At 67.9% G+C, this 13817-nt stretch carries 12 protein-coding genes; 11 read left to right on the top strand and 1 reads right to left on the bottom strand.

The genetic code is table 11. The features are described from left to right. The 7 genes from kdpA to B3547_RS04065 form a co-directional block, all read left to right on the top strand. Positions 1–1458 (top strand): potassium-transporting ATPase subunit KdpA (kdpA, locus tag B3547_RS04035; RefSeq protein ID WP_292960445.1); only part of this gene is annotated, 1458 nt, incomplete at its 5' end. 43 nt (positions 1459–1501) lie between these two features. Beyond that, entirely contained in the window at positions 1502–3499 is a 1998-nt protein-coding gene (gene kdpB / locus B3547_RS04040; protein WP_292960472.1) for a potassium-transporting ATPase subunit KdpB, read from the top strand. An 11-nt stretch (positions 3500–3510) separates the two neighbouring features. Continuing rightward, the gene (kdpC, locus tag B3547_RS04045; RefSeq protein WP_292960447.1) at positions 3511–4107 is read left to right on the top strand and encodes a potassium-transporting ATPase subunit KdpC; all 597 of its coding nucleotides are present in this window, start codon (positions 3511–3513) and stop codon (positions 4105–4107) included. Continuing rightward, complete coding sequence (locus tag B3547_RS04050) at positions 4104–6761, top strand: sensor histidine kinase (protein WP_292960449.1); 2658 nt, start codon at positions 4104–4106, stop codon at positions 6759–6761. The genes kdpC and B3547_RS04050 overlap by 4 nt, the downstream gene beginning before the upstream one ends. Positions 6762–6771: 10 nt before the next feature. Continuing rightward, entirely contained in the window at positions 6772–7461 is a 690-nt protein-coding gene (locus B3547_RS04055) for a response regulator (protein WP_292960451.1), read from the top strand. A gap of 136 nt (positions 7462–7597) precedes the next feature. Continuing rightward, complete coding sequence (locus tag B3547_RS04060) at positions 7598–8743, top strand: acyl-CoA dehydrogenase family protein (protein ID WP_292960453.1); 1146 nt, start codon at positions 7598–7600, stop codon at positions 8741–8743. Positions 8744–8761: 18 nt separating this feature from the next. Continuing rightward, a complete protein-coding gene (locus tag B3547_RS04065) occupies positions 8762–9739 on the top strand; it encodes an acyl-CoA dehydrogenase family protein (protein ID WP_292960455.1) in 978 nt (325 codons plus the stop codon). A gap of 22 nt (positions 9740–9761) precedes the next feature. On the opposite strand, the gene B3547_RS04070 is transcribed toward B3547_RS04065, so the two are convergent. Further along, a complete protein-coding gene (locus B3547_RS04070) occupies positions 9762–10604 on the bottom strand; it encodes an acid phosphatase (RefSeq protein ID WP_292960457.1) in 843 nt (280 codons plus the stop codon). A 226-nt stretch (positions 10605–10830) separates the two neighbouring features. Here B3547_RS04070 and B3547_RS04075 point away from each other — a divergent pair, with 226 nt between their 5' ends. From B3547_RS04075 to B3547_RS04090, 4 genes are all read left to right on the top strand, one after another. After that, entirely contained in the window at positions 10831–11469 is a 639-nt protein-coding gene (locus B3547_RS04075; protein WP_292960459.1) for a twin-arginine translocation pathway signal protein, read from the top strand. Between the two features lie 157 nt (positions 11470–11626). Further along, positions 11627–12109, top strand: coding sequence for a DUF3237 family protein (locus B3547_RS04080; RefSeq protein ID WP_125953618.1), 483 nt, complete (start codon positions 11627–11629; stop codon positions 12107–12109). Positions 12110–12162: 53 nt separating this feature from the next. Further along, complete coding sequence (locus B3547_RS04085; RefSeq protein ID WP_292960462.1) at positions 12163–12618, top strand: DUF3237 domain-containing protein; 456 nt, start codon at positions 12163–12165, stop codon at positions 12616–12618. A 201-nt stretch (positions 12619–12819) separates the two neighbouring features. Further along, on the top strand, positions 12820–13587 hold the full coding sequence (locus B3547_RS04090) for an IclR family transcriptional regulator (RefSeq protein ID WP_125953616.1): 768 nt from the start codon (positions 12820–12822) through the stop codon (positions 13585–13587). Positions 13588–13817: the final 230 nt, after the last annotated feature.

A 13817-nucleotide genomic window follows, 5' to 3' on the forward strand; every position in this document is an offset into this window, starting at 1 on the left:
GCGCTGCTGCGGTTTCAGGCGGTGCTGCCGCTCAACCCGCGCGCGCTGGGCGCCATTGGCGGCGATGGCGCGATGAACACCGCCATCGCCTTCGTCACCAACACCAACTGGCAATGGTACGCCGGCGAAAGCACGATGAGCAATCTCAGCCAGATGCTGGCGCTGACCATTCACAATTTCCTGTCGGCGGCGACCGGCATCGCCATCGCTTTCGCGCTGTTCCGGGGCTTCGCCCGGCGCCAAAGCGGCACGATCGGCAACTTCTGGGCCGATTGCACGCGCGTGACGCTCTATCTGCTGCTGCCCGCCTGCCTCGTCTATGCGCTGTTTCTGGTGGCCAGCGGCGTGCCGCAGACCCTGGCGTCGAGCATCGACGTGACCACGCTGGAAGGCGTGAAGCAGACGCTGGTGCTGGGGCCGGTCGCCAGCCAGGAAGCGATCAAGATGCTGGGCACCAACGGCGGCGGCTTCTTCAACGCCAACAGCGCCCATCCGTTCGAAAACCCCACCGCGCTGACCAATCTGGTGCAGATGCTGTCGATCTTCGCGATCGGCGCGGGTCTGACGTATTGCTTCGGCAAGGCGGTGGGCAACGTGCGCCAGGGCTGGGCAATCCTGGCCGCGATGATGATCCTGTTCCTGGCGGGGGCCGGCATCACCTATTGGCAGGAAGCGGCGGGCAACCCGGTGCTGCACCACCTTGGCGTGGCCGGCGGCAACATGGAGGGCAAGGAAGTGCGCTTCGGGATCGCCGCCAGCGCGCTGTTCTCGGTGGTCACCACGGCCGCTTCGTGCGGCGCGGTCAATGCCATGCATGACAGCTTCACCGCGCTGGGCGGCATGATCCCGCTGTTCAACATGCAGCTGGGCGAGATCGTGGTCGGCGGCGTCGGCGCGGGGATCTATGGCTTCCTGCTGTTCGCCCTGCTGGCGGTGTTCATCGCCGGCTTGATGGTCGGCCGCACGCCGGAATACGTGGGCAAGAAGATCGAGGCGAAAGAGGTGAAGCTGGCGGTGCTGGCCATCGCCGTGCTGCCGCTGTGCATCCTGGGCTTCACAGCGATCAGCGCGGTGCTGCCGGCGGGGCTGGCGGGGCCGCTCAACAAGGGGCCGCATGGGTTCACCGAGATTCTCTATACCTATTCGTCGGGCACCGGCAACAACGGCTCGGCCTTCGCCGGGCTGACCGCCGGCACGCCGTTCTACAACGGGCTGCTGTCGGTGGCGATGTGGATCGGCCGGTTCTTCATGATCGTGCCGGCGCTGGCCATCGCCGGCAGCCTTGCGGCCAAGAAGTACACGCCCGAAACCGCCGGGTCGTTCCCCACGACCGGGCCGCTGTGGATCGGCCTGCTGGTGGGCATCATCCTCATCGTCGGCGGCCTCACTTTCCTTCCCAGCCTCGCGCTCGGCCCCATCGCGGATCATCTCGCGATGATCTCCGGCCAGCTGTTCTGAGAGGTTTGCCATCATGACTACGCCCCAGAGCGTTCCCGCATCCATGTTCTCGGCCAAGCTGACCGTTCCCGCGATCGGCGACGCCTTCCGCAAGCTCCATCCCGCCGCGCTGGTTAAGAACCCCGTGCTGTTCACCACGGCGGTGGTGGCCCTGCTGCTCACGCTGCTGCTGGCGTTGGGCGGCGAGCCGCTGCCGCTTGGTTTCCAGGCGCAGTTGATCGTCTGGCTGTGGCTGACCGTGCTGTTCGGCACCTTCGCCGAAGCCCTGGCCGAAGGGCGCGGCCGCGCCCAGGCGGCGTCGCTGCGCGCGACCAAGAGCGAGCTGGCCGCCCGGCTGCCCAATGGCCAGGTCGTGCCCGCCTCGCAACTGCGGCGGGGGGATGAAGTGCTGGTCGAGACCGGCGACCTGATCCCGGCCGACGGGGAAGTGATCGCCGGTGTCGCCTCCGTCAACGAAGCCGCGATCACCGGCGAAAGCGCGCCCGTGATCCGCGAGGCCGGCGGCGACCGGTCCGCCGTCACCGCCGGCACGCGCGTCATCTCGGACTCGATCCGTGTGCGGGTGACGCAGGAGCCGGGGCAGGGCTTCCTCGACCGGATGATCGCGCTGGTCGAAGGCGCGGAACGGCAGAAGACTCCCAACGAGATTGCCCTCACGATCCTGCTGGTGGGGCTGACCATCATCTTCCTGATCGCGGTGGCGACGGTGCCGGCCTTCGCCCGCTATGCCGGCGGGCACATTCCCGTCGCCGTGCTGGCCGCGCTGCTCATCACGTTGATCCCCACCACCATCGCCGCGCTGCTTTCGGCGATCGGCATTGCCGGAATGGACCGGCTGGTGCGCTTCAACGTGCTGGCCAAGTCGGGCCGTGCGGTGGAAGCGGCGGGCGACGTGGACGTGCTCCTGCTCGACAAGACCGGCACGATTACCATCGGCGACCGGCAGGCCTGTGCCTTCCGCCCGCTCGATGGCATCGCCGCCGGCACGCTGGCGCAGGCCGCCATGCTGGCGAGCCTGGCCGACGAGACGCCGGAAGGCCGCTCCATCGTCGTCCTCGCGCGCGAAACGTTCGGCGTGGCCATTGATGCCCTGCCCGAAGGCGCGGAGATCATTCCCTTTACCGCGCAGACCCGGATTTCGGGTGTGAAGACCGATGCCGGGCTGGTGCAGAAAGGTGCGGTGGATGCGATCCTGCGCGCCAATCCCGAAGCGGCTTCGGGCAACCACGCGCCACAGCTGCGGCGCATCTCCGAAGAGATCGCCCGGTCGGGCCAGACGCCGCTCGCGGTGGCGCGGGATGGCCAGCTGCTGGGCGTGATCGCGCTGAAGGACGTGATCAAGGCCGGCGTGCGCGAACGGTTCGCGGAACTGCGCCGCATGGGCATCCGCACGGTGATGATCACGGGCGACAACCCGCTGACCGCCGCCGCCATCGCCGCCGAATCCGGCGTTGACGATTTCCTTGCCGAAGCGACGCCCGAGGACAAGCTGGCGCTGATCCGCGCGGAGCAGCAGGGCGGCAAGCTGGTGGCGATGTGCGGCGATGGCACCAACGATGCGCCCGCGCTGGCCCAGGCCGATGTCGGCGTTGCCATGAACACCGGCACGCAGGCTGCGCGCGAGGCGGGCAACATGGTCGATCTCGACAGCGATCCCACCAAGCTGATCGAGATCGTGGGCCTCGGCAAGCAGTTGCTGATGACGCGCGGGGCATTGACCACCTTCTCGGTGGCGAACGACGTCGCCAAGTATTTCGCGATCATCCCGGCGATGTTCGTGGTGCTCTATCCGGGGCTGGGCGTGCTCAACGTGATGAAGCTGGCATCCCCGGAAAGCGCGATCCTTTCGGCGATCATCTTCAACGCGCTGATCATTCCGGCGCTGGTGCCGCTCGCGCTGCGCGGCGTGACCTATCGGCCGATGGGCGCGGGGCCGCTGCTGGCCCGCAACCTTGCGGTCTATGGCCTCGGCGGGCTGATCGCGCCGTTCATCGGCATCAAGGCGATCGATCTCGCGGTCGCCGGCCTCCATCTCGTCTGAGGATTTTCGACATGACCAAGGATCTTCTGGCCGCGCTGCGCCCCGCGCTGGTGTTCACGGTATTGTTCGCGCTGCTGCTGGGGCTGGCCTATCCGCTGGCGCTGACGGGGGTGGCGCAAGTGCTGTTCCCCCATCAGGCCAACGGCAGCTTGATCGATCGCGATGGCCATTCGGTGGGGTCCAGCCTGATCGGGCAGGGCTTTGCCAGCGACGGCTATTTCCACCCGCGCCCGTCGGCCGCCGGCAAGGGCTACGACGCCACCGCCTCCGCCGGTTCCAACCTCGGTCCGACCAGCCAGGCGCTGGCCGACCGGGTGAAAGCCGATACGCGCGCTCTCGCAACCTCACCGGGCGTCATCGTTCCGCCTGACCTGGTGACAACTTCCGCCTCGGGGCTCGATCCCCATATCAGCCCCGAGGCGGCCTATTTCCAAGTGGGCCGCATCGCGCGGGCGAGGGGGATGAGCGACCCGGCGGTGCGCGCGCTGGTGGCGGGTCATGTGGAAGGACGGATGCTGGGCTTTCTGGGCGAGCCGCGCGTGAACGTGCTGGAACTCAATCTTGCTCTCGACAGCGCGGCTACTGCGGGCGCACACGGGAGGCCATGAACGACGCCAGGCCTGATCCCGATGCCCTGCTGCGGGCGGCCACGCGCGAGGCCAAGGGCCGTCTCAAGGTATTCCTTGGGGCGGCGCCGGGCGTGGGCAAGACCTACGAGATGCTCAGCGATGGCGCGGCGCGGCGGGACGCGGGCGTCGATGTCGTGGTCGGCGTGGTCGAGACCCACGGCCGCCGCGAAACCGAGGCCAAGGTCGACGGCTTCGAGATCATGCCGCGCAAGCCCATCGCCTATCAGGGGCACACCCTGGCGGAGATGGACATCGACGCCATTCTCGCGCGCCGGCCGCAACTGGTGCTGGTCGACGAGCTGGCCCATACCAACGCGCCGGGCAGCCGCCACGACAAGCGTTATCAGGATGTCGAGGAACTGCTGGCGGCGGGGATCGACGTCTATTCCACGCTCAACATCCAGCACCTTGAAAGCCTGAACGATCTTGTCGCCTCGTTCACCAAGGTCCGCGTGCGGGAAACGCTGCCGGACCGGGTGATCGAGAACGCCGAGATCGAGATCGTCGATATCCCGCCGGACGAGCTGATCGAACGGCTGCGCGAAGGCAAGGTCTATGTGCCGGACGAAGCCTCGCGCGCGCTGGGGCATTTCTTCTCCAAGTCCAACCTTTCGGCGCTGCGCGAACTGGCCTTGCGCCGCGCGGCGCAGGCGGTCGACGCGCAGATGCTGGATTACGTGCGCGCCAACGCGGTGGGCGGCACGTTCGCGGTCAATGACCGGCTGGTCGTGGCCATCAGCGAACAGGCGGGCGCGACGGAACTGGTGCGCGCGGCCAAGCGGCTGGCCGACGCGCTGCGCGCGCCGTGGACGGCGGTTCATGTCGAAACCCCGCGCGATGCCGCATTCACTTCGGCGGAAAGCGCGCGCCTGGCCGAAGCCATGCGCCTGGCCTCGCAACTCGGCGCTCAGATCGAAACCGTGCCCGCCGAAAGTGCGCTGGCCGGCTTGCGGCAGTTCGCGGGCGAGGCGCGCGCGACGCAGCTGATCGTCGGCAAATCCCGGCGATCGCGCTGGTTCGAACTGCGCCACGGATCGATCGTCGACCGGCTGGTGCGCGATGCGCCCGGCCTGGCCGTGCATGTCCTGCCGCTGACCGAAGCCGGCACAGCGCGAACGGTGCGTCTACCCCGGCTGGGCGAGGGCTGGGGCTCATGGCACGGTTACGCCGTCTCGCTCGGCCTGGGCGCGGCGATCACCGTGCTGGGGCGGATGATCTTCGCGCAGGGCAGCATCACCAACATCGGGCTGCTTTTCCTGCTGCCCGTGATGCTGGCAGCGACGCGCTATGGCCTGCGCACCGGCATTGTCACCAGCCTCGCCTGCTCGCTCGCCTACAACTTCTTCTTCATTCCGCCGCTCAACACTTTCACCATTCAGGACCCGCAGAACATCATCACCGTGCTGGTGCTGCTGGGCGTGGCCATTGTCGGCAGCCAGCTTGCCGCGCGCGTGCGGGCGCAGGCCGTGCTGGCGCAGGCGAGCGCGGCGCAGAACCGGTCGCTGGCGGGCTTCGCCCGAAGGCTTACCGGCATCGGCTCCACCGACGAACTCGCGCAAGTCTTGTGTGGCGAGATCGGGCAGCGCCTCCACGGCAACACGGTGCTGCTGATGCCGGAGGCGGCGGGGCTGGCGGTGCGGGCTTCCGCGCCGCCCGGGGGCAGGCTGGCGATGCTTGACGATGCCGCCGCCCGCTGGGCCTTCGACAACAACAAGCCGGCCGGGCAGGGGTCGGACACGCTCACTGCATCGGAATGGCTGTTCTATCCGATCGGCACGACCGGCCGGGTGCTGGCGGTGTTCGGGCTGTCGCGCCCCGATGCGGGCGCGCCGGTGCGCGCGGACCAGCTGCCGTTCCTGCTCAGCCTGCTGGATCAGGCCGGGCTGGCGCTGGAGCGGATCGCGCTGGCCGAGGAGATGGCGGACCTTGCCCACGTCCGCGAACGTGACCGGCTGCGCCATGCCTTGCTCTCGTCCGTCAGCCACGATCTGCGCACGCCGCTGACCACGATACTGGGCTCGCTCGCGGAGATCCGGGCGATGTCACCCGAACAGGAGGACCAGCTCGCCGAAACGCGCGCCGAAGCGGAGCGGCTCCACCGCTTCGTCGCCAACCTGCTGGACATGGTGCGGATCGAGGCGGGGGCGCTGCACCGCAAGATCGAACCGGTCGATCTGGCCGAAGCGGTCGCCAGCGCGTTGCACGATCTGGGCACGGCGCTGCATGGCCATCCGGTGAACGTCGCGATCGCGGCCGATCTGCCGTTTGTGCTGGTCGATCCACAACTGTTCCACCATTGCCTGATCAACCTGATCGAGAACGCGGCCAAATATGGCGATCCCGGCACCGGCATAACCGTGCGCGCCCAAGGCGATACGCAAGGGCTGACGCTGTTCGTCGAAGACGAAGGGCCGGGCATTCCCGAAGGGCAGGCGCAACGGATTTTCGAGACCTTCGCGCGGATCGAGGGGTCGGACCGCAAGGGCGGGACCGGGCTGGGGCTTGCGATCGTCAAGGGTTTTGCCGAAGCGATGGGGCTGGGCGTTTCCGCGTCCGATCGCGCGGACGGGCGCGGCGCGTCGTTCGCGATCCGCTTCCCGCCCGGCCAGTTGAAGGAATTGCCTCCAGAATGAGCAGTGCCGAATGAACAGTGCCGTGACGATACTCGTGGTCGATGACGAGCCGGCCATCCGGAGGCTGCTCCATGCCAGCCTGGCACGGGCCGCCTATCGCGTGGTGGAGGCTGGGTCCGGGCGCGAGACGCTGGCCGCGGTGCAGATCGACAAGCCCGAAGTCGTGCTGCTCGATCTTGGCTTGCGCGATCGCGACGGGCTGGAGCTGATCCCGATCATCAAGGCCGCCGGCGCGGCGGTGATCGTCGTGTCCGCGCGCGATGCCACGGATGAGAAAGTGGCGGCGCTCGATCTGGGCGCGGACGACTTCGTGGCAAAGCCCTTCGACAGCGAGGAAGTGCTGGCCCGCATCCGCGCGGCGTTGCGGCACCGGCTGGCGAGTGCCACCGGCGCGCCGGTGCTGCGCCACGGCGACGTGGAGATCGATCTGGCGGCGCGCCGGGTGAGCCGGGGCGGCGAGGACGTGCGCCTGACGCCCAAGGAATACGGCTTCGTTGCGGAGCTGGCGAAATCGCCCGGGCGGGTGGTGACGCACGCGCATCTGCTGCGCACGGTGTGGGGCGCCGGCCACGAGCACGATGTGGAATATCTGCGCGTGGCGGCGCGCGCGATCCGGCGCAAGCTGGAGCAGGACCCGTCGCAGCCGACCTTGCTGCGCAACGAACCCGGTGTTGGCTATCGGTTGCAGGTGGAGGCGTAACCCGCCTGCCAACTCGTTCTGGTGCCGGTTGAAGCGCGATGGAGCCTGCATTGCGTCGCTTTAACTGATCGGTTAAACCCGGCCGGCGGACCGCATGATCGATCATGCGGCCGGTTCTGTTCGAGGATGTCATACGGTGTTCGACACGCTGACGCTGGCCGCGCTGCCGCCCGAGGACGAGGCTCTGCGCCCGCAAATCCGGGCATTCATTGCCAGTCATGTCGCGGGATTGCCGGCGGATCGGCGGGCGCGGTCGTGGCAGGGCTTCGATGCTGCGTTCAGCCGCGCGCTGGGGCAGGCGGGCTTTCTGGGGTTGACGCTGCCCAGGGTTTACGGCGGGCAGGAGCGTGGCCCCTTCGCGCGCTTCGTGGTTGTGGAGGAACTGCTGAGCGCCGGTGCGCCGGTCGCCGCGCACTGGATCGCCGACCGCCAGAGCGCCCCACTGATCCTTGGCTATGGCACGGACGAGCAGCGCCGGTCCTACATTCCGCGCATCTGCCGGGGCGAGGCGCTGTTCTGCATCGGCATGAGCGAGCCCGGTTCCGGGTCCGACCTTGCCAGCGTGCGGACCCGCGCCGAGCGCACGGACAAGGGCTGGCGCGTCAATGGCCAGAAAATCTGGACCACGAATGCGATGCATTCGGACTACATGATCGCGCTGCTGCGCACATCGGGCACGCCGGAAGACCGGCACGCGGGGCTTTCGCAGTTGATCATCGACCTCAAGGCGCCGGGCGTCTCGGTGCGGCCGATCGTCGATCTCACCGGCGACGCGCATTTCGCCGAAGTGTTCTTCGACAATGTCGAGCTTCCCGCCGATGCGCTGATCGGCCGCGAAGGCGAAGGCTGGAAGCAGGTTACGGCCGAACTCGCGTTCGAGCGTTCCGGGCCGGAGCGCATCTATTCCTCGGTGGTGCTGCTCGATGCCTGGATACGGCATATGCAGGCCGTGGGCCGCCTCGACGCCGGTGTGCTGACCGGCCGGTTCATGGCCGAAATCGCCACGCTGCGCGCCATGTCGATCGCCTGCACCGCCCGTCTCGCGCTGGGGGAAAGTCCGGTGGTCGAGGCGAGCATCGTCAAGGACAGGGGTACGACGTTCGAACAGGACCTGCCGGTGGCGATCGGTGACGATCTGGCCGCGCATCCCGACGAGCCGGTAAGTGACGAACTCTACCGCACGCTGCTCTATGTCACGCACATCGCGCCCAGCTTCTCGCTGCGCGGCGGTACGCGCGAGATTCTGCGCGGGATCATCGCGCGCGGCATGGGCTTGCGGTAAGGGACGGGGAGAGAGCCGATGGACGCACACGCACTGCTCGAACCCTTTGACCGGATGCTGGCCGCGATCGCCGCGCCCGCGGCGGTGCGCGCCGTGGAAGCGGGAGGCGATGCCTCGGCGATGTGGAGCGAACTGGCGCAATCGGGCTTTCTCGATGCGCTGGTGCCCGAAGATGCGGGGGGAGCCGGCCTGTCGCTGGCCGGGATCGCGCCGCTGATCGAAGCCATCGGCGCCCATGCCGTGCCGTTGCCGGTGGCCGAAACCATGGTGGCGCGCGCCCTGCTGGCCGGGACTGGTTTAGCCTCGCCGGATGGCCCGATCGCGCTCGCCACGGCCGGCGTGCCGGGGCAGATCGTACCGTGCGGTCTTGTCGCCGCGCACGTCCTGGTCGATTTGGGCGACCGTCTCGTGCTGGCGCCGATCGACGCACTGGCGGTGACGCCGACGGGCGTTCATCACGCGCTGGCCGCGCGGATCGCGTGGGAAGGCCGGCCGGCCGGGCAGGACCTCACGCGCCCAGCGGCCGGGTTGCGGGCGCTCGCAGCGATCGTGAGGGCAACCCTGATCGCCGGCGCCGCGCATCGCCTGCTGGAAGTGACCACCCGCCATGCCAACGAACGGGTGCAGTTCGGCAAGCCCATCGGCCGCCAGCAGGCCCTGCAGCAGAACCTCGCGGTCATGGCGGAAGACGCCGTCGCCGCCCGCATCGCCGCGCAATTGGGCTGCGCGCAGGGGCTCGATGTTTCGCTGGCCGCTGCGGCGGTTGCCAAATCGACCGCCTCGTCCGTCGCGGCGCGGCTCGCCGGCACCGCCCATGCCGTCCACGGCGCGATCGGGATCAGCGAGGAATTCGACCTCCAGTTGCTAACCCGGCGGTTGCACGAATGGCGCCTGGCGGACGGCTCCGAAGGATACTGGAACGGCGTGCTGGGCGCGGCGCGGCTCGCCGATCCGGCCGGTTCGGTGGACTGGATACGCGCCGAAGTCTTCGCCTGAAAGCGGGACCGCAGGAAACGCCCTACCCGGCGCTGTCCTCCGCCAGTGCCGCCGCTTCTGCCGCACAATCGCGATCCGGAGCCTTGTGCGGCTGGCTCGCCAGTTCGGCCCGGGCGGCCGCCAGATCGGCCTGGAAGCCCGGTTCCAGCTGCATCCGCGCAAAGACGGCGGAGGCGACGACGCGGCCTTCCTCGATATCGCTTTCCCAATGGACGTTGCAGATCCGGCGGCTCTCGCCAAAGGTGCGGCCGCGCGCGACCAACTGCGTCGCGCGATCGGGGATCAGTTCCGCCAGCAGCAGCCCCCAGCCATAGCCGATAGCGCTGTGGCCGGAGGGATAGGACCCGTTGGTGCGAAGGCCGGCTTCCTGCGAAGGCGTGCAGGTCGGCTTGCCGTTCTCCATAAAGGGGCGGGGGCGCTTGTACTTGTCCTTGGCGCCGCTCGTCGCCATGCCGAAATCGATCATGGCGCGGCGCATCAGCCGGTTGAGCGCGGGCGTGTCCGTCGGTGTGATGGCAAGGCCGGCGGTGCAGGAAAAGGTGCCGGTGGCCTTGGGCGACCACAGGTCGGCATCGCTCGCCGCCAGCGCGAAACGCGCCTTGCCCTGCAAGACCAGCGCGCGGTCGGCGGCGGCATGGTCCCGCGCTTCCGTGGCGGAACCGGCCCCCGGCGCGGGAGGAACGAGCGCCACGCTGTCGATGCCCGCGCCCGGCGCCAGGTAACCTCCCGCGCCCGGCGCGGTCATCGCCAAGGGCAAAGGGGTTGCGCCGGACGATCCGGGCGAGGTCTGTCCTGCAAGCGCGGCGCCCGCGCCAGCGCCGGTCAGCAGCAGGGCGATAAGGGTGATCGTGCCGCGGTTGGTCATTGCTTCTGCCTCGTTCGTTCAAGCGCCGGCTGGCTGCCGGGGAGGGTGATGCCAGTCCTTTTTCGCTTCGCCAACCCTGCGCTTCACGCGCGGCTCGAGACAATGCGAAACGCCCGCGCAAATGGCGTATTGCCCGTCACCGCCCGCCGCCTTAGCCACCGCGTCGCTGCGGTTCTTGCGAGGGCTGGCAGCGTCTGTGGCGCGTTCGGTCCGGAAGGGTAACAGCATGATGTGGAAGGCCGGTGCAGGTCTGGCTTTGACGATGGTTGCCATGCCAGCGGTTCCCGCATGCGCTCAAGGGACGGCGCCGTCGTCCGCGACCGTTGCCGTGCCGGCACCGCCCTTTGTACCGGCCGACTTCAACGTTCCGACCCACGTGGAAGGACCGGGTTTCACGATCGTGCCGCTCGCCCCCGCCTTGGCGAAGATCGATTACGACGCCTACATGGCCTCCATCGAACACTTGCAGAAGACCTTTTCGCGCAGCACCAACTGGCCCCGCGAGGGTATCTCCGCTGCCGACGCCGTGCAGGACATGGAAACCGAGCAAGCCCGGTTTCAGGGCCGCAAGTCCTTTGCCTATTCCGTGTTGACGCCCGATGGCACGCGCGAACGCGGCTGTGTCTATGTCTATCCCAGCACTGTTCCGGGCTACGACGCCGTGGTCAGGTTATGGGTGACCAAGGCCGAGTACGACGCGGGCTTCGACGCCGAACTCTACACGTGGGTCACCGGCTGGGTGCAGGCCAAATGGCCTTTCGTGAAAGTGGCCTATCCCGGACGCGCGATCGAATGGAGCGCCTGGGATGCTATGGTCGCGGCGAGCAAAACCGGGAAAGCCGGATCAGCGGCGCCAGCGCAGTGAGTCGAGCAGTTGCCGGGTGCCGGCCCTGAAGCGCTTGGAGCATGGTGCCCGCGTCCAGATTGACGGTAGCGGCTCCCGGTGATGGACGCTTAATGCTGCGCAGTATCGCCAGCGCTATTGTGTTGACGAATCAACTATTGTGCGTCTAGCTCGAAGGATGACGACGCCTCATCCGTTCCAGCCGCGCCTTGAGCATGCCTTCACGATCTCGATCACCCTCTCCCGGCCAAGCTGGGTCACGCCTGCCGCAAGGGGGGATTCGCGTGCGGCGATTTATGCCAAGGACGGTGTGGTCGAAGGGCCACGGCTCAACGGCCGCGTGGTGCCGATGTCGGGCGGCGACTTTCCGCTGACGCGTCCGAACGGGGTGATCGACTTCGATGCGCGCTATCTGCTGGAGGCGGACGACGGGGCGATCATCTACCTGGAAAACCGGGGCTTCCGCTGGGCGCGCAATGACGAGATCGCGGGGCGGATGCGGCGCAACGAGCCGGTGGGCTTCGACGACTACTACATGCGGGTGACGCCCCGGTTCGATGCGCCGGAAGGGCCGCACGCCTGGCTGTCGCAGCATGTCTTTGTTGGCGTGGCGGAAAAGATCCCCGGCGCCAACCGCATCCATTACTTCGTTGTGCTGTGAGCGGGAACGGATCTGGCACTGCACTTTCTTCCCTGCATTCCCGAGGAAACCCGATGACGCTGTCCCCTGCCGATTGCCGCCTGGAGCATGTGTTCGATATCGAAGTCCTGTTCGGCACCGACCGGGTTATCTTCGGGCCGCTGCCCGGCGGCGGAAACCAGGGCTATACCCCGGCGATCGGCGGCACCATTTCCGGGCCGCGCCTGTCTGGCACAGTGGTGCCGCACAGCGGCGCGGACTACGCGACGGTGCGCGCCGACGGCACCATCGAACTGAACGCGCACTATCTGCTTCAGGCCGACGACGGGACGACGATCTACATCCAGAACAAGGGCTATCTCGTCCGTCCGCTACCGGGTGAGCCGCAGCCGTCGTACTTCCGGCTGACGCCCTATTTCCGCGTGCCCGAGGGGCCGCACGACTGGCTTTCGCGCACGGTCATCGTCGGCGGAGGCGAACGGCGGACGGATCCCGACCGCTCGCTGTTCCGATATTACGCGCTGGTCTGAGCGCGGCGGCCCTGGCTCCTCTTTCGGCAAGTCTGGTAACGGCGTCTGCCCCGACGGATCGCGTCGGGAGTGCTGGCGCGCTCCGTCCCTATTGGCCTCCTCTGGCGCTTGACTCCCGTCACCAGCGCTCTTGCGTTGCGGGGTGAGGGGCGTGCAGCATAAGCGGGAGATACAGGCGATGGATCAACAACAAGAGGTGCCATGACTGAACCGCCGCGTGGTGCCGCCGAGCGCGTCGCCTACCTGATCCGTTTGGTCGCCGCCGGCCCGCACCGGTTTAGTCTGGGCGAACTCGCCGCGCGCGCGGAACTGCCGCCAAGCACGGTCCATCGCCTGCTCAAGGTGCTGTTTGACTGCGGTTTCGTGGAGCGGGGGAGCGGGCAGAGCTATCGCCCGGGACGCGAACTTTACCGCACCGCCTCGCAGCTCATCGCCCGGTTCGATCTGACCCGCAGCGCGCGGCCGTTCCTGGACATGCTGGTCGCCGAATGGCAGGAGACGGCGGTGCTGTGCGCGTACAGTCCACCGGGCCGGTGCGGGATCATCGCGGATGTCGTTCCCACGCCGCACCTGTTGCGGTTCGCGGTGGAGAAGGGGGGCGAAGTTGCCCTGCCCTGGGGTTCGCTCGGACGGGCCATTCTGGCGTTCCTGCCGACGGGGGAAGGGGAAATCCTGCTGCGCGAGGCGGGTGATGGCCCGCTGACAGGGCGCCCCCGGCCAACGCGGGCGGAACTGGAAGCGGACCTCGCGCGAATCCGGAAGGAAGGAACGGCGCGCTATTTCGATCCGCGTCACGACATCGCCGGCATCGCCGCGCCGATCTTCGGGGCGGAGAAGGAAATGCTGGGCTGCATCGGCGTGACCATGCCTTCGGCACGCTACCGGCTGCATGAAGAGGATGACCTTGCCGCCGCCGTCCGCGGGGCGGCCATGCGGATCAGCGAACTGGCGGCCATCTCGTACAGCTAGTTTTCCGTATAATGGAATTGTGATTCCGAAATTCGGAACGCCCTTGACCGTTGATTTATCAACATGCTCTATACCTCCCGTAGGCCGGGACAAAGATGGCCGCAACAAGGGGAGATGGACGAATGGCGCGTGGTGCTATGTTACGGGCGGCCGGCGGTTCGGTGATGGCGCTGGCCGGCGCGATGCTCTGGGCAGGGCCGGGTTTCGCACAGGAAGCTCCGGACAACACG

It is taken from the genome of Novosphingobium sp. UBA1939 (genome assembly GCF_002336885.1).
Taxonomy (GTDB): Bacteria; Pseudomonadota; Alphaproteobacteria; order Sphingomonadales; family Sphingomonadaceae; genus Novosphingobium.